At 69.6% G+C, this 16,652-nt stretch carries 12 protein-coding genes and 1 pseudogene; 10 read left to right on the forward strand and 3 right to left on the reverse strand.

Features of this window, described 5'->3' with window-relative positions; genetic code table 11:
- Positions 1-142 precede the first annotated feature (142 nt).
- From EOT10_RS19180 to EOT10_RS19220, 10 genes and pseudogenes are all read left to right on the forward strand, one after another.
- Complete coding sequence (locus EOT10_RS19180) at positions 143-1,408, forward strand: MFS transporter (RefSeq protein WP_127829452.1); 1,266 nt, start codon at positions 143-145, stop codon at positions 1,406-1,408.
- Positions 1,409-1,462: 54 nt separating this feature from the next.
- Positions 1,463-2,374, forward strand: coding sequence for a serine hydrolase (locus EOT10_RS19185; protein WP_127829453.1), 912 nt, complete (start codon positions 1,463-1,465; stop codon positions 2,372-2,374).
- Between the two features lie 120 nt (positions 2,375-2,494).
- Positions 2,495-3,883 carry a serine hydrolase domain-containing protein gene (locus EOT10_RS19190; protein WP_127829454.1) on the forward strand — a complete coding sequence of 463 codons (1,389 nt, stop codon included), beginning with the start codon at positions 2,495-2,497 and terminating at the stop codon, positions 3,881-3,883.
- Positions 3,880-4,044, forward strand: coding sequence for a serine hydrolase (locus EOT10_RS42015; protein ID WP_223281074.1), 165 nt, complete (start codon positions 3,880-3,882; stop codon positions 4,042-4,044). Before EOT10_RS19190 ends, EOT10_RS42015 begins: the two co-directional genes overlap by 4 nt.
- 62 nt (positions 4,045-4,106) lie before the next feature.
- Positions 4,107-4,259, forward strand: a pseudogene (locus EOT10_RS42870) (serine hydrolase); the annotation flags it as partial.
- A gap of 127 nt (positions 4,260-4,386) precedes the next feature.
- Positions 4,387-5,985 (forward strand): ABC transporter substrate-binding protein, encoded by a 1,599-nt coding sequence (locus tag EOT10_RS19200; protein WP_127829455.1) that lies wholly within the window; start codon positions 4,387-4,389, stop codon positions 5,983-5,985.
- Positions 5,985-6,965, forward strand: coding sequence for an ABC transporter permease (locus EOT10_RS19205; RefSeq protein ID WP_127829456.1), 981 nt, complete (start codon positions 5,985-5,987; stop codon positions 6,963-6,965). Before EOT10_RS19200 ends, EOT10_RS19205 begins: the two co-directional genes overlap by 1 nt.
- Complete coding sequence (locus tag EOT10_RS19210) at positions 6,966-8,885, forward strand: dipeptide/oligopeptide/nickel ABC transporter permease/ATP-binding protein (protein WP_223281075.1); 1,920 nt, start codon at positions 6,966-6,968, stop codon at positions 8,883-8,885.
- Positions 8,882-9,874, forward strand: a complete 993-nt coding sequence (locus EOT10_RS19215) for an ABC transporter ATP-binding protein (protein WP_127829457.1) — start codon at positions 8,882-8,884, stop codon at positions 9,872-9,874. Before EOT10_RS19210 ends, EOT10_RS19215 begins: the two co-directional genes overlap by 4 nt.
- The gene (locus tag EOT10_RS19220) at positions 9,871-13,179 is read left to right on the forward strand and encodes a serine hydrolase (RefSeq protein WP_127829458.1); all 3,309 of its coding nucleotides are present in this window, start codon (positions 9,871-9,873) and stop codon (positions 13,177-13,179) included. The genes EOT10_RS19215 and EOT10_RS19220 overlap by 4 nt, the downstream gene beginning before the upstream one ends.
- An 86-nt stretch (positions 13,180-13,265) precedes the next feature.
- Here EOT10_RS19220 and EOT10_RS19225 read toward each other — a convergent pair whose 3' ends face one another.
- The 3 genes from EOT10_RS19225 to EOT10_RS19235 all read right to left on the reverse strand — a co-directional run bounded on the left by EOT10_RS19225 (position 13,266) and on the right by EOT10_RS19235 (position 16,588).
- Complete coding sequence (locus EOT10_RS19225; RefSeq protein WP_431313303.1) at positions 13,266-14,429, reverse strand: serine hydrolase domain-containing protein; 1,164 nt, start codon at positions 14,427-14,429, stop codon at positions 13,266-13,268.
- A gap of 213 nt (positions 14,430-14,642) precedes the next feature.
- The gene (locus EOT10_RS19230; RefSeq protein WP_127829459.1) at positions 14,643-15,365 is read right to left on the reverse strand and encodes a response regulator transcription factor; all 723 of its coding nucleotides are present in this window, start codon (positions 15,363-15,365) and stop codon (positions 14,643-14,645) included.
- The gene (locus tag EOT10_RS19235) at positions 15,362-16,588 is read right to left on the reverse strand and encodes a sensor histidine kinase (RefSeq protein WP_127829460.1); all 1,227 of its coding nucleotides are present in this window, start codon (positions 16,586-16,588) and stop codon (positions 15,362-15,364) included. Before EOT10_RS19235 ends, EOT10_RS19230 begins: the two co-directional genes overlap by 4 nt.
- Positions 16,589-16,652 lie beyond the last annotated feature (64 nt).

A 16,652-nucleotide genomic window follows, 5' to 3' on the forward strand; every position in this document is an offset into this window, starting at 1 on the left:
CGGGTTGGTCTCCCCGGCCCGAAACGGCGGCACATGTTCGTGTGACCGCACGAACTCCGCTCGCCGAACGCGTTTCAGAATGAGTGATCGGCGCCACTCTCGCGCCGCTCTCCTTCTCTCCCAGAGTTTCCGCGGAGGCGCCATGACGGCAGTGGTCAATGAGGTCACCTGGACAGCGCGGCGGATCAACCGGACGGCGCTCATCACCATGGTGGTGATGGTGTTCGCCTGGGCGGTCGACTACATCGACCGGTTCTCCATCGGGATGGCGCTGCCGATGATCGGCGCCGAGTTCGAGCTCAGCAGAACCCAACAAGGCTGGCTCGTCACCGTATTCGCGCTGGTCTACATGGTCTGCCAGATCCCGGCGGGTTTCCTCGCCGACCGGTACGGCTCGCGGGGGCCGATGCTGGTCACGCTGCTGCTCTGGTCGGCGTTCACCGCGATGACCGGGATGGCGGGCACCTTCGGCATGTTGCTGGTCGTCCGTGGTCTTTTCGGGGTGTGCCAAGGACACTTCCCGGCGGCCTCGTTCAAGGCGATCGCCGAACGGACCACCCCCGGCAACCGCGCGACGGCGACCGGTGTGATGCTGTCCGCCGGCGGGATCGGCGCGGGGCTGGCGCCGCTGATCGTCGGCCCGCTGCTGATGGCGATCGGCTGGCGGCACACGTTCTTCTGGATGGCGGGCATCGGCGCGATCATCGGTGTGGTCGTCTGGACACTGCTGCCCAAGGCGCTGCCCGAAGAGCTGAGCAGCCTTCCGCGCGACAAGGTGAAGACTCCCGAGGTGTCCCGCAAGCAGGTGCTGAAGTCCTTTGTGGTCTGGAAGTTCACCCTGCTGTTCTGTGTCACCAACATGCTCAATTACGGGATGATCACCTGGGTACCCAGCTATCTGCTGGAGTCGCGGGGGCTGTCGTTGAGCCAGACCGGGGTACTGGCCGCGATACCTATGCTGGTCAGCATCGGGACGACCGTCCTCGGCGGCTGGCTGTTCGACCGGTACTTCCACGATCACGGCCGCTGGTACCTCGGTTCGATCGCGCTGGCGACCGCGGTGCTGCTGACGTTGATGGTGAAGGCGGACAGCACGGCGGAGTTCACCGTCTACGAGACGCTCGCCCTCGCCGTGTTCAGCATGGCGACGATGGCCGTCTTCGGCCTGCCGCTGCGGGTGCTCCCCACGGCGGTCGTCGGGATCGGCATGGGAGTGATGAACTTCGGCGGCCAGGTGGCCGGCGCGGTCGCGCCGGTGGCGATGGGCTGGCTCGCCGACACCTTCTCCTACACCGCCGCGTTCGGTTTCCTCACCGGTACCACCCTCCTCACCGCCGTGATGGCGTTCTGGGTACCGCAGAACGCCACGCAGTTCACCTTCTCCCCGGCGAAATCCCAAGCCTCGTGAGTGGCTGTACCCACACGTTCCTCGCCCGAGCCCTCGAAAGTAGACAGGAGTCCCATGCCCACCGCGTCCGAAGTCATCGCAAAGATCAACGACCGCGCGAAGCAGGCCGGCGTCCGGGTGCGGCTGCACGCGGCCGAGATCGACGGCACCCGGCGGATCGGCGTCGACGAACACTCCCCCGTCGTCACGGCGTCGGTCTTCAAGGTCCCGATCGCGCTGGAACTGGCGAGGCAGGCCGCCGAGGGTGGGCTCGACCTCGGCGAGCGGATCACGGTCCCGCCAGGACATCCCACGCCGAGCCCGTACGGCCTCGCCACCTTTCGGCACGAGATCACGATGTCCTGGTACGACCTCGCGATCCTGATGATCGGGATCAGCGACAACGTCGCGACCGACTTGATCCTCGCGCGCGTCGGAAAGGAGAAGACGGAGAAATCGTTGCGGCGACTCGGCTTTGAGAACACGACCGTCCCTCAGGACTGCGGAGAGGTACTCGGCAGCATCGGGGAAGACCTCGGGATCTCCTACGAGGACGACGAAAGATTGCTGGCGGAGCTCCCGTTGGAGCGGATCACCGCGTTGCGCGCGCTGCGACCGGAGCACACCTGTGCCACGACCGCCGAAGAGATCACCAGGCTGCTCGCGCTGATCTGGCGTGACGAGGCGGCCGCGCCCACCGCGTGCGCGGACGTCCGGCGGTGGATGGAACTCCAGGTGTGGCCGCACCGGCTGCGGTCCGGGTTCCCTGACGACGGGATCCGCGTCAGCGGCAAGACCGGGACACTGCCGTCGGTGCGCAACGAGGTCGGTGTGGTCGAGTACCCGGATGGCGGTCGTTACGCGGTAGGGATCTTCACCGACGCAGTCGACGGGCGGTCGAGGGTGCCCGAGCGGGACGCGTTCATCGGCTTCGCCGCGGCACAGGCCGTCGAATGGCTCAGGCTTCCCGAGGCGGGGAGCGAATGATTCGTCCGCCCCGATGAATTTTCCCGCCGCTCTCGTTGCTCCGCACGAACCGGTGACGCCTGTCACAGACCTAGCATTCCGGAGACTGCCGGTCCACCTTTCCACGGACAAGAGGTGCGCATGTCGAAACTTTCTGAGGTTGATACCTGGCTCGCGGAGAACCTCCCCGCCCTGCTGACGAAGCATCAGGTGCCCGGCGCGGCCGTCGCGGTCTTCGCAAACGGCGAGGTGATCGATCACGCGGCCGGCGTGCTGAACAAGAGCACCGGCGTGGGGTCCACAGTGGATTCGGTGTTCCAGATCGGGTCGATCACGAAGGTGTGGACGAGCACCCTGGCGATGCAGCTCGTCGACGAGGGCAGGCTGGACCTCGACAAGCCCGTCCTCGACTACCTTCCCGAGTTCACTCTCTCGGACACCGTCGCAGCGTCGCGGATCACGGTGCGACAACTGACCTGTCACACCGCCGGGTTCGAGGGCGACATCTTCACCGACACCGGGCAGGGCGACGACTGCGTGGCGAAGCTCGTGGCGACGCTGTCCGACGTGCCGCAGCTGTTCCAGCCCGGGGAGATGTTCTCCTACAACAACGCCGGGTACTGCGTGCTCGGCCGGATCGTCGAGGTCCTGCGGGGCAAGCCCTACGACGAGTGCCTGCGCGACCATCTCTTCGCACCGCTCGGACTGACCCACGCCGCCGCCGGACCGTACGACGCGATCCGGTACCGCGCCGCGATCGGCCATGTCCAGCCCGCTCTGGACGCGGAGCCGGTCGCCGCGCCCGTCTGGGCGTTGACGCGGTCGAACGCCCCGGCGGGTTCGCATCTCGCGATGCGCCCGCGCGACCTGCTCACCTTCGTGCGCATGCACCTCGACGAAGGCCGCGCCGACGACGGCACGCAGGTCCTCCGGCCCGAAACCGCCCGCGCCATGCGGGAACGCCAGGTCGAAATGCCCTACCTCGGCCTGATGGGCGGGGCTTGGGGAATCGGCTGGATGATCTTCGACTGGGCCGGCGGCCCGGTGATCGGGCACGACGGCGGCACCATCGGGCAGTCGGCGTTCCTGCGGGTGGTACCGGGCAGCAACGTCGCGGTGGCCCTGCTGACCAACGGCGGCAAGCCGCTGCACCTCTACCTGGACATCTTCCGGAAGGTGCTTGGCGACCTGGCGGGCGTCGAGGTACCTCCGCTGCCCGAGCCCGACGCCGCCGAGGCTCCGGCGGACCCGTACCGCTACGTCGGCGAGTACTCGTCGCAGGTCGCGGACATCGTCGTCACGCAGGACGAGGATGGTGAACTGTGGCTGGAGCGCACGCCGAAGGGGGTTTTCGCCGATCTCGGGACGGGGCCGGAGAAGAGCAGGCTGCTCGGCTACAAGGGCGACACCCTGGTCGTCGAACATGACGGACTCGGCCTGCACATGCCGCACGCTTTCGTCGGTGATGACGGCACCGGCCGGGCGCTGTTCGTCCACACGGGACGGGCCGACCGGCGGGTGAGCCGGTGACGTCGGTCGTCGGTGTCGGCGCGGACGACCCGGTCGTGCTCGTGTCCGTGTTCAAGACCCCGGTGGCGGTCGCCTTCACCCGCGAGGTGGCCGCCGGGCGGCTCGACGAGACCGAGCGGCCCCGGCTGATCGGCTGCTGCGAGGACCTCTTCGCTCGGTGATCGCCGATCTCGGCGCGAAACCGGACGAAGATCTGGAGGCACTCCTCGCCGCGGCCACACCCATGGCCCAGCAGGGCCGGCCGTACCGGATCTCGTCCGGTTTCCCCGCCGAGGTGGCGATCGCGGCCAAGGCCGGGACGCTTCCCGCCGTCCGTGACGAAGCGGGGGTGGTGACCCATGTGGACGGTCGCCGCTGCGCCGTCGCGGTGTTCACCCGCACCGAATCCCCTCGCCAAATCCCGCGCCGACCGCCTGCCCGCGGTCGACTCCGCCATCGGTGGGGCCGCCGGCCTCGCCGTCGCTCACCTCTGCGCGTAGCCCTTGACCCAGTAGGAGAACCGCATGAAGAAAGCCCGGCTCACCGCCGCGATCACGAGCGTGGTGGCCTTGACCGTGAGCGCGTGCGGGGGGACGTCGCAAGCCGGACAGGACCGGACCGCGAACCAGAAACCGGTCGAAGGCAAGACCTTCACCATGGCGATCGGCACCGACCCGGGAGCGTTGGATCCGGCGATGACCGTGCTCGCGGTCGCGCTGGACATCGACCGCTACCTCTACGACAGCCTGATCAACCTCGACGACACCGGCAAACCGATCGCGGGGCTCGCCGAGAAATGGGAGGCCACCACGACCACGGCCTCGTTCACCCTGCGGAAGGGGATCACCTGTGACGACGGCACGCCGCTGACCGCGAGCGACGTGGCGGCGAACATCGGCTTCATCGGGGATCCCGCGAACAAGTCCCCGATGGCCGGAATCGCGATCGCGCCGGGTACCAAGGCGACCGCGGACGACGCGGCCAGGAAGATCACCATCACCAGCGGGGCGCCGGACGCGTTCCTGCTGCGCAACGCAGGCGGCCTGCCGATCGTCTGCGGCAAGGGCGTCACCGATCGGCAGGCGCTGGCCAAGGGGAAGTACGGCACCGGCATGTTCACCATGACCGAAATCGTGCCGAACGACCACTACACCCTCACCCGGCGGAAGGACTACGCGTGGGGGCCCGGGAAGTGGCAGCGGGAGCAGCCCGGACTGCCGGAGAAGGTCGTCTTCCGGGTCATCCAGAACACGACGACGGCCGCGAATCTGCTGCTGTCCGGTGAACTCAACGGCGCCAGGATCACCGGTCAGGACCAGCAGCGCCTGCGCGCCCAGAAGCTGTTTCACGGCGAACAGGTCGTGCCGATGGGCGAGATGTTCTTCAACCAGGCGCCCGGTCGCGCGGGCGCCGATCCGGCCGTTCGCCGCGCGCTGGTGCAGGCACTCGACCTGCCCCAGATCGGCAAGGTGCTCACCGGTAGTTCCGGGGCGCCCAGTCGGGGAATGGTCACCACCGAACCCAGGGCGTGCCCCGGCGACGCGGTCAGCGGAAAGCTTCCCGCGTTCGACGTCGCCGCGGCCAAGGCGGGTCTCGACGCGGCGGGCTGGAAGCCGGGAGCGGACGGCGTGCGGGTCAAGGACGGCAAGCGGCTCGCGCTGACCGCCATCTACGGAACCCAGGCGGGGCCGACGACGGCGCCCTCCGCCGAACTGATGCAGCAATCCTGGAAGGCCGCCGGCGTGGAGGTCACGCTCAAGGGCCTCGACAGCCCGGGGACCAGTCAGGTGCTCTTCAACACCGGTGAGTGGGACATCTCGCTCGCCCCGCTGACCCTGGTGCTGCCGAGCCAGGCCGTCCCCTTCGTCTCCGGGCCGAAACCACCCGCCGGCACGAACTTCGCGCATATAGCGAACAAGCGGTACACGGCACTGGCCGCACAGGCGGCGCACATGCCGGGTGATTCGGGCTGCGCGACCTGGCTCGCCGCGGAAACGGCGCTCATCGAGCGGCTGGACGTGGTGCCCTACGTCAATTCGGTCATCCCGACCTTCGGCAGCAATGCGCGATTCAAGGTCAGTTTCGGCTCGGTCGAGCCGTCGTCGATCCGGATGTACGGCTGATGGCGGTCGAGGTCGCCCCGGCCGGATGGCGCGGCAGTCCCTGGCTCTCGTTCGCGGTTCGCCGATTCGGCAGATTCGCGGTCTCGCTGTGGGTCTTGATCACCACGGCGTTCCTGATGATCCAGCTGATCCCCGGGGACCCGGTCCGGGCGGCGCTCGGCCTGACCGCGCCGGTCGAACTGGTGAACGCGCGGCGGGCGGCGCTCGGCCTCGACGATCCGTTGTGGCTGCAGTACGTCCACTACCTCGGCGGGCTGATCACGGGTGACTTCGGGACGTCGATGAACAGTGGGCAGCCGGTCGCCGAGGTGATCGGCGACCGGCTGCCCGCCACCCTCCAGCTGGCGTTGCCGGCTTTCGCGGTGGTCATCGCGGTGGCGATCCCGCTGGGCCTGCTGTTCGCCGTGCTGACCCGCGGCGGCCGACGGCGGGGCGGCGAGCTGGCGTTCACCTCGACGACCGTGCTGCTCGCGGCCGTCCCGGAGTTCCTGCTCGCCGTCGCGCTGGTCGCGTTCTTCGCCGTCCAGCTGGGCTGGTTCCCCGTGGCCGGGAGCGAGGGGGCGGGTTCGCTCGTGCTCCCGGTGATCGCGCTGGCGCTCGGCCCGGCCTCGGTGCTCGCCCGCATCGTCCGGGTGGAGACGCTTTCCGTGCTGGGCAACGACTTCATCCGCACCGCGCGGGCGAAACGGCTACCCGCGCGCCTTGTCTACCTGCGGCACGCGCTGCCGAACGCGCTGACCGCGACGCTGACCATGGGCGGGCTGATGCTGACCGGGATGGTCGCCGGGACAGTGCTGGTGGAGAACGTGTTCGCCTGGCCCGGACTCGGTTCCACCATCGCGCAGTCGATCCTGCAGAAGGACTATCCGCTGGTACAGGGGATCGTGCTCGTCTACGGCATCGGCGTGCTGCTGGTGAATCTGACGGTGGACGTGCTGCTGGCCGTCCTCGATCCGCGTTCGACGATCCGGGAGAACTAAGTGGTCGCCACTGAGACGGTGAATCGGCGCGGAGCGAAATGGTTCGCGGCCCTGCGCACTCCCGTGGGCGGGTTCGCGGCGTCCCTGCTGCTTGTGGTGATCGCGCTCGCGGTGCTCGCCCCGATCCTCTGGCACGACAAGGCCTTCGAGATCGACACCGAAGCGATCGCTCAACGACCGTCGGCGGCACATTGGCTGGGCACCGACGCCCTCGGCCACGACATCCTCTTCCGTGTCCTGGTGGCGACGCGGCTTTCGGTCCTGCTGGCGGTGCTCGCGACGGTGATCGGGGTGGTGACCGGGCTCGTCCTCGGCACCTTGCCCTCACTGCTGCCGCGGCCCGCCGCCCGGCTGGTCACCTCGGCGGTGAACATCGCCGTCGCGTTCCCCGGGCTGTTGCTGGTGCTGTTCTGCTCGGTCATCTTCGGGGTCGGCACCTATGGCGCGGTACTGGCGGTCGGTTTCGCGCTGGCCCCGGCGTTCGCGCGGCTGGCCCAGACGCTGTCGGCTTCCGTGGCAGGCCAGGACTTCGTGTCCGCCGCGCGGATCTCCGGCGTCGGCCGGATCCGGCTGCTGGTCCGCCACATCCTGCCCAACGTGGGCGAACCGCTGGTGGTGAACGCGACCATCGGCGCGGGTGCGTCGCTGCTCGCGTTCTCCGGCCTTTCGTTCCTCGGCATCGGTGTGCAGGCACCGGATTACGACTGGGGACGGCTGCTCGGTGAAGGGCTCGACGGGATCTACGTCAACCCGGCGGCCGCGCTCGCGCCGGGTGTCGCGGTGGTCCTGGCCGGCCTCGCATTCAACCTGGTGGGCGAGACCGTGGCCGGGGTGATCGGGGTTCGCGCCGGAGTGCGCAAACTCGCGCCGCGCCCGGCCTCCCCGGCACGGGAGTCCTCCGGACGCGCCGACGACGTCGTGCTGGTGGTGGAGAACCTCCAAGTGGCGTTCCCGAGTCAGGCGGGCTTGACCGTCCCGGTCCGAGGGGTGAGCTTCACCGTCCGCGCGGGCGAGGCGATCGGTGTCGTCGGCGAATCGGGATCGGGGAAGAGCTTGACCGGGCTGGCGGTGTCAAGGCTGGTGGAAGCGCCGGCCGCGGTCACCGCGGACAGGCTCGAATTCGCCGGGAAACCCCTGCTGACGACCCCGGAGCGGGACTTGCGAGGTTTGCTCGGCACATCGCTGGCGATGGTGTTCCAGGACCCGATGACCTCGTTCAACCCGACCAGGCGGATCGGCCGTCAACTGGCCGAGGTCGCCGAGCAGCATCAGGGACTGCCACGCGCCAAGGCTTTCGAACGAGCCGTGGACCGGTTGCGCACGGTGCGGATCCCCGCGGCCGAACGACGTGCGCGGCAGTACCCGCACGAGTTCTCCGGCGGGATGCGGCAGCGCGCGATGATCGGCATGGGCCTGATGGGCGATCCGAAGCTGATCATCGCCGACGAACCGACCACGGCGCTGGACGTCACCGTGCAGCGGCAGTTGCTGCGCCTGCTGGCGAGGACCAGGACCGAACGGGATACGGCGATCATCCTGATCAGCCATGACATCGCGGTCGTTTCCCAGACCTGCGAACGCATGCTGGTGATGTACGCAGGCAGGGTCGTGGAGGACCTGCCGTCGGCAGGAACGCCACGGCATCCCTACACGAAGGCCCTGTTGGCCGCGACGCTCGACCTCGGGACCGACCGTGACGCACCGCTCGCGGTGATCCCCGGCCGCCCGCCGGAACCGGACCGCGTGCCCACCGGCTGCGCCTTCGCCGACCGGTGTCCCGCGGTGACCGATCGATGCCGTCTCGAAGATCCGGTGCTGGAGTGCGTGGAGCCCGGGCACCGGGTCGCGTGCTGGCATCCGAGCGAGACCTCGTTCTCCCCGTCCGCCAAGAAAACCGTAACCGCCGGAGGTGCGGAGTGACCGATCTCGTCTTCGACGCGGTGAGCGTGCGGTACGGCGGGAGGCGCGGGCTCACCGCTGTCGACCGTGTCGGCCTGACCGTCTCTTCCGGACAGGTCGTCGGGCTCGTCGGCGAATCGGGCTCGGGGAAATCGACGCTGGCCCGCGCCGCCGTCGGGCTCTCGCCGGTCAGCGCCGGACGTGTCCTGCTGGGCGGGGTGGACGTCCGGAAGCTGCGCCGCCGCCCTCCGTTGCAGATGGTGTTCCAGGATCCCTATTCGTCTCTGGACCCGCGTATGAGCATCGGGGAGTCGATCACCGAAGCGATCCCGCGCGGCGTCTTCTCCGGGCGCGCCGCGCGCCGGGAGGAGGTCGCGCGGCTACTGGAACTGGTCAACCTCGACCCGGGACGCGCCGGACATCTGCCGGGCCGGCTCTCCGGTGGCCAGCGGCAACGGGTGGCGCTCGCCCGCGCGCTGGCGGGGCGGCCCGAGGTACTGATCGCGGACGAGATCACCTCCGCGCTCGACGTCTCGGTGCAGGGCGCGGTGCTCAACCTCGTCCGGGACGTGCAGCGACGGCTTGGCCTGTCGATGCTGTTCATCTCGCACAACCTCGCGGTGATCCGCTACCTCAGCGACATCGTCGCGGTGATGTACCTCGGCCGGATCGTCGAGGTCGGCCCGGCGGAACAGGTACTCACCGATCCACAGCATCCGTACACGCGTGACCTGCTGGCCGCGGCACCTTCCGCACACACCTCGCTGTTCGACACCCGCGCGGACGGGGCGACCGCCGACGCCGAACCCGCTGACCCGCACCATCCACCGGCCGGATGCCGATACCACACCCGCTGTCCGGTCGGCCCGCTCGTGCGCGCCGACCGCGAGATCTGCCTTCAGGTGGATCCCACCGAGGACGCGGCACACCGACGTCATTCGGCGGCCTGCCATTTCAGCGAAGACGAGAGCCGCCGGCTCACGATCCCCGGAGGAGCAAGCACACCATGACCCGACGTCTCGGTCTCGACGACCTGTACGCGATCGCCGTCCCCAGCCAGCCCGCGTTGTCGCCGGACGGCAACCGGATCGTCTACGTCCTGCGTACGGCGGACCGCGACGAAGACCGGAACGAGCACACGCTCTGGGAGGTCGGCGCGACCACCGGCGAAGCCCGGCAACTCACCCGGGGAACGGCCGACATGGCGCCCGGCTGGGCGCCGGACGGCACGCGGATCGCGTTCCTCCGTGCCGAGGACGGACCGCCGCAGGTGTGGTTCCTGCCGTCGTCCGGCGGGGAGGCGGAACGGATCACAGAACTCCCGCTCGGGGCGGGCGCCCCGGTCTGGAGCCCGGACGGGGGCAAGATCGCGTTCTCGGCCGCGGTCGACCTGGCGGGCGGTGAACTCGCGCCGAACGCCCCGGTGGTGGCGGACCGGCTCGACTTCAAGGCCGACGGCACCGGGTTGATCAAGACCATCCGCAAGCACCTGCACGTCCTCGACGTCGCCACCCGGGAAGTCCGGCAGGTCACCTTCGGCGACTGGCACGCGGGCGACCCCGCCTGGTCTCCCGACGGCACGCACCTGGCCTTCTCCGCCGGACGGGACGACGACGCGGACCTGTCCTTCCGTTCCGGTGCCTACGTTGTCGACGTGACCGCGAAGAGCGCCGAGCCGCGGCTGATCGGCTCCGGCGACGGCATGGCGGGGCCGGTCACCTGGACCGCCGACGGGGGCCAACTCCTGGTGACGGGCCGGGGTGACACCGAGGTCGGCCATCTCGGGCTGCTGCGGGTCCCGCTCGACGGTGGTGACGCGGTCGACCTGACGGTCTCGCTGGACCGCAACGTGATGTCCGGCGGCGCGGGCTACCCCGGCGCGCTCCCGAAACTGACCGGGGATGGTGGCTCGGCTCTGTTCGGACTCCGCGACCGCGGCTGCACCCATCTGTACCAAGTGGACGTCGACGGCGGACACCCGTGCGCGGTACTGGCGGGCACAGACCTCGTCGTGTCCGGAATGGACACCGCGAGCGGGAGGGTCGTGGTGGTCATGGCCACGGCCACCTCGTTCGGCGAGATCACCGTCGTCGACCCGGCCACCGGAACCGTCGACGTGCGCACGAAACACGGCGCCTCACTCGCCGAGGTGGAGCTCTTCCGTCACGAAGAACGGGAATTCACCATCGGGGACGGCACCGTCGTCCATGGCCTGCTGCTGCGTGACCCGGCCCGGTCCGGGGCCGCGCCGCTGCTGCTCGACATCCACGGCGGCCCGCACAACGCCTGGAACGGCGCGGCCGATTCGATCCACCTCTATCACCAGGCGCTCGTCGCACGAGGCTGGGCGGTGCTGCTGCTCAACCCGCGCGGCAGCGACGGCTACGGCGAAGATTTCTACAAGGGCGCGGTCGGCGGCTGGGGCGTCGCCGACGCCGCCGACTTCCTCGAACCGTTGGATCATCTGGTCGCCGAAGGGATCGCCGACGCGGACCGGCTCGCCGTGGCGGGGTACAGCTACGGCGGGTTCATGACCTGCTACCTGACCAGCCGCGACAAGCGCTTCGCCGCCGCTGTCGCCGGTGGTGTCGTCAGCGATCCGGCCAGTGCGGAGGGCACCTCCGACGCCGGGCGCTACCTGGCCGTCCGTGAACTCGGCGGCGAGGACTACGGGCGTTTCTCGCCGTTCGCCCAGGTCGCGCAGGTGCGGACGCCGACACTCGTCATGCAAGGAGCGGAAGACGAGCGGAGCCCCGTCGGCCAGGCCGAGCAGTGGTTCGGCGCCCTGCGCGCGCGGGGCGTCCCGTCCCGGCTGGTGCTGTACCCGGGCGCCTCGCATCTGTTCATCCTCGACGGCCCGCCCTCGCACCGGCTCGACTTCAACCGGCGTGTCCTTGACTGGGTCGAGGAGTACGCGGCTCCGGCGGACGGGGTGTCGCGGGTGCCGATCGAGGCGGCGCACTGGCGGCGGCGCCTGGCCGAACTGGCGCGCAAGTACGGCGTCCCCGGTGCGGCACTGGGCATCGTGCGGGTCGGGGATGACGCGGAGGTCCACGCTTCCTACGGCGTCCTCAACACGGCGACCGGTGTCGAGGTCACCGAAGATTCGGTGTTCCAGATCGGCTCGGTCTCCAAGGTGTGGACCTCGACCGTGGTGATGCAACTGGTCGACGAAGGACTCCTCGATCTGGACGCTCCGGTCGCCGACGTCGTCCCCGAACTGCGGCTGGCCGATCCGTACGTGGCCAAGCAGGTGACCATGCGGCATCTGCTGACACACACCAGCGGGATCGACGGCGACGTCTTCACCGACACCGGGCGCGGCGACGACACCCTCGAGCGCTACGTGGAGATCCTCGACCGGGCCGCGCAGAACCATCCGCTCGGGGAGACGTTCTCCTACTGCAACTCGGGTTTCGCGCTCATGGGCCGGGTGATCGAGAAGCTCACCGGGCAGACCTGGGACGCCGCGATGCGGGAGAAGTTGTTCGCCCCGCTCGGCCTCACACACACCGTGACCCTGCCCGAGGAAGCGCTGATGTTCCGCGCCGCCGTCGGGCACGTCGCCGGCGCGGACGAAGAACCGCGGCCCGCGCCGCTCTGGGGACTGCCTCGGAACATGGGGCCGGCCGGCCTGATCACCGCCACGACCAAGGACGTGCTCGGGTTCGCGCGGCTGCACCTGACCGGCGGCCTCACTCCGTCCGGTGAACGGATCCTGACCACGGCGTCCGTCACCGCGATGGCCGAGAAGCAGACCGACATCCCCGACAAGCACTCGCTCGGTGACTCCTGGGGCCTCGGCTGGATCCGCGACGACTGGAGCGGACGCCGAGTCATCGGCCATGACGGCAACACGATCGGACAGTCCGCGTTCCTGCGGCTGCTGCCCGAACAGGGGCTTGCCGTCACCCTGCTCACCAACGGCGGCAACACCCGTGACCTGTTCCAGGAGCTGTACCGGGAGATCTTCGCCGAACTCGCCGATGTCGCGATGCCGCGGCCGCTGGAGCCACCCGCGACCCCGGTCTCCGTCGACGGTTCGAAGCACGTCGGTGTCTACGAGCGGGCCGGTGTGCTGATGGAGGTCCTGTCCGAAGGGGACGGGCTCCGGCTCCGGCAGACCGCCACGGGACCACTTGCCGAGCTCATGCCGGAGAAGACGATGGAGTTCGATCTGGTCCCGGTGACCGACTCGCTCTTCGTCTGCCGGGAGCCGGGGGCGCGGACCTGGATGCCGGTCACCTTCTACACGTTGTCGACAGGCGAGGCGTACATGCATCACGGCGTGCGCGCGACGCCGAAGGTGTCCTGAACACCCCGGACCTGGTGCTGAAGTGGTTCCTGGAGATGCCGGGGAGCGCTGCCGGCCCGTGCGGGCGGAGCGCTGTCAGGCGTGGCTCAGCGGCACAGGGCCCTGTTCACGACATGGTCGACCCGCTTCCTGGCCGCCTCGTCGGACAGCTGCATGGTCACTGCGACGTTGGCGGCACGGCCGTCGTCGGTGGCGCCTCCTCTGGTCTCGTAACCCGGGAAGCTGCCGCCATGGCCCCAGTAGAGGCCGCCGCAGGGCAGTGGCTTGCTCACGAGCCCCAGTCCGTAACGTGCGCCGGGGCCGAACGTGGCGTCGGCGGGTTCGGTGCCGGTGCGCATCTGGGTGAGCTGGGCTTCCTGGAGGAGGTCGCCGGACAGGAGCGCGGTGAAGAACCGGTTGAGATCGGAGTCGGTGGAGACCAACTGGCCTGCGGCCCAACCCCAGGAAGGGTCGATCTCCGTGACATCGACCAACGGCGCGTCGGCCGAAACCCGGTAGTAGCCCTTGGGATGCGCCTCACGGATAGTGGCATCGCCCGGGGCCGGGAAGTAGGTGTGGTGCAGACCGATGCGCTTGATGATGCGCCGGTCCATCTCACTGGCGAGAGTGTGGCGGGTGACCTTCTCGACGATCAGCCCGGCCAGCACGTAGTTCGTGTTGCTGTACTTCCAGCCCTCCCCGGGGGCGAAGTCGGCCTTGTGCCGGAGAGCGATGCCGAGAAGCTCGCGAGGGGCGAAATACCGGACGTCGTCGCCGAGGTAGTTGCTGTAATTGGGGAGTCCGCTGGTGTGCTGGAGGAGCTGACGGACAGTGATGCGGCGTCCGTCGATGCCCTCCCCGCGTACCAGCCCCGGCAGATAGGTGTCGACCGGTGCGTCGAGGCGGATCTTCCCTTCGCCGACCAGTTGCAGCACGACCACCGCGGTGAACGTCTTGGTGTTGCTGCCGATCCGCACCTGCCCGTCCCTGGGCACCTTCGAGCCGGTGGCCAGATCGCCGACTCCTGCGGTGTAGGTACCGGTATGCCCCGCACGGTCCGTGACGCTCGCCAGCGCGGCGGGCAGGCCGTCGGAGTGCAGCAGTGCGTTCAGGCCCTGCTTGACGGTGTCCGGCCCGGGGGCGGCGGACGCCGCGGGCGATGCCGGTACACCCACTGTCATGACGCCCACGACCATTGCGGCCGCGGCTCCGCGCCGGCGGCCCCGCCGCTGCCCGGAAGAACGAACCCTCTGCCATGCCTGCTCGCGCACGAGCCAACTCCTCTGCAAACAATGGGAAACAGCGGTATGTGCCGGAACCACTATTTCCGGATGCGATCGCCCGGGACGATCCCGCTACCCGGCGGGCTCCAGGTAGGGCTACCCCCCGGGACCGGGCGCCGCCACCGAGGCGGGCGCTGCCGTCACCGCGTCCGCCGCGTCATCGCCGGATTCCCGCGCCGGAGTTGTGTGTCGTCGACCCGGCTACGCGGTGTTTGCGTCGCCGCGCGGGTTGCCGGTTGCCGGGCGGGCGGTGACCAGCCCCGATTCGTAAGCCGCGATGACCGCCTGGGCGCGGTCACGGACGTCGAGCTTGCCGAAGATGCTGGTGATGTAGTTCTTGACCGTGGAGACGCTGATGTGCAGGTCGTGGGCGATCTCGGCGTTGCCGAGACCGGTGGCCATCAGACGCCAGACCTCGACCTCCCGGGGTGTGAGTTCACCCAGGTCGGTGGGGAGTGGCTGCGACGCACCGTGGGGGGCCCGTACGTAGGTGGAGATCAGCCGGGTGAGCAGACGCGGCGCGACGACGGCCTCGCCTGCGTGGACGGTGCGGATCGCCGCGCTCAGGTCCTCCGGCGAGCTGTCCTTGGGCAGGAACCCGCAGGCTCCGGCGCGCAGAGCACCCACGACGTACTCGTCCATGTCGAAGGTGCTGAGGGCCAGGACCCGGCAGCCGGGCAAGGTGGCAGCCAGTTCCCCGGTCGCGCCGACACCGTCGAGGACGGGCATCCGGATGTCCATCACCACGACATCGGCGCGCAGCCGGCGGGCGAGGGCGACGGCCTGCGCGCCGTCCTCGGCCTCTCCCACGACCTCGAAGGACGGGTCGGGAGAGAGGATCAGCGACAGGCCGCGCCGGACCAGCGGCTGGTCGTCCGCGATCAGCACTCTGATCCTCGGTGTGTCCGGCCGGGTCCCGGTCATCGGTGTGCCCCCTCGTGCTGGACGGCTGCTTCGGCCGCCTCGTCCGTGGTCAGCGGCAGGTCGGCCACCACTGCGAACCCGCCGTCGGTCTGTGGGCCGACGGTGAGGCTGCCGCCGTGCAGGGCGACGCGCTCGCGCATGCCGATCAGGCCGTAACCGCCCGAGCCCACCGACGACGCGCCCTCCCGCGGCGGTGTGCTCCCACCGTCGTCCCGCACTTCGACGGTGACCCCGTCCTGACGATATGTCAGCCTTACGGAGGCGCTGGCGGGCCCCGCGTACTTGCGGGAGTTGGTGAGCGCTTCCTGGGTGATCCTGAACACCGTGAGGCCGACGATCGGCGGCAGCGGGCGCTGCGGCCCGTGGACGCTGAACTCGGTCGGCAGTCCGGCAAGGCGGGATTCGGCCACCAGACGGTCGAGGTCGTCGATGCCCGGCTGGGGCTGCGACGGCGCGGACTCCGGCTCTTCACCGGCCCGCAGCACATCGAGGAGCTGGCGCATCTCGCGCAGGGCGAGCCGCCCGGAGGATTCCAGGGTGACCAGGGCGTCCCTGACCACCTCCGGGCGGGCGAGGTTGCCCCGGGCTCCGCCGGCCATCAGCTGCATGGTGGTGATGTGGTGGGCCACGATGTCGTGCAACTCCCGTGCGATGCGGCGGCGTTCGTCGGCCACGGCTCGGTCGGCGAGAAGTCTGCGGTTGGCCGTCACCTCCCGCTGCCAGCGGTTGACCGCCATGGCGGTGCCGACGACGATCAGGGCGGAGAGGGGCGTGACAACGGCGTCCTGCCAGGGCGGAATCCGGCCGTGACTCTGGCTCAGCAACGTCAACGACACCGTCGCGACGGCCGCGACCGCTGTCACCCGGCCGGTGCAGGCCCTGGCGACCGAGTACAGGGCGACCAGCAGGACGGCACCGAAGTGTCGGGGCAGCGGCGCGATCAGGGTGGCTGTCGTATCGAGTGCCAGTACGGCAGCGAGCGCCGGCACCGGGTGGCTGCGCCGGACGAGCAGCGGCAGGGCTGCCAGCGCGACGAGGAGGAACCCGGCCACGCTCACGGCGTATCGGCCGTCGGGGTCGTCGAAGAACACGTAGCTGAGCAGGTTCATCGCACAGGCCCCGCCGGTCACGAGTGCGTCGTTGCGGGACCATGGCGACCCCGCGCTGTCGACGGGCAGCGGCTCCCGCGCATCGCCGAGCCCGATGTGTCGGCGCCTGCGCATGTCTGTTCTCCCTGTGTCCGGCCTTACGGCCTCCGGTACAGAGTCAGAGTTGCACAGCTGCAGC

Source organism: Streptomyces antnestii (assembly GCF_004005495.1).
Classification (GTDB): Bacteria; Actinomycetota; Actinomycetes; order Streptomycetales; family Streptomycetaceae; genus Streptomyces; species Streptomyces antnestii.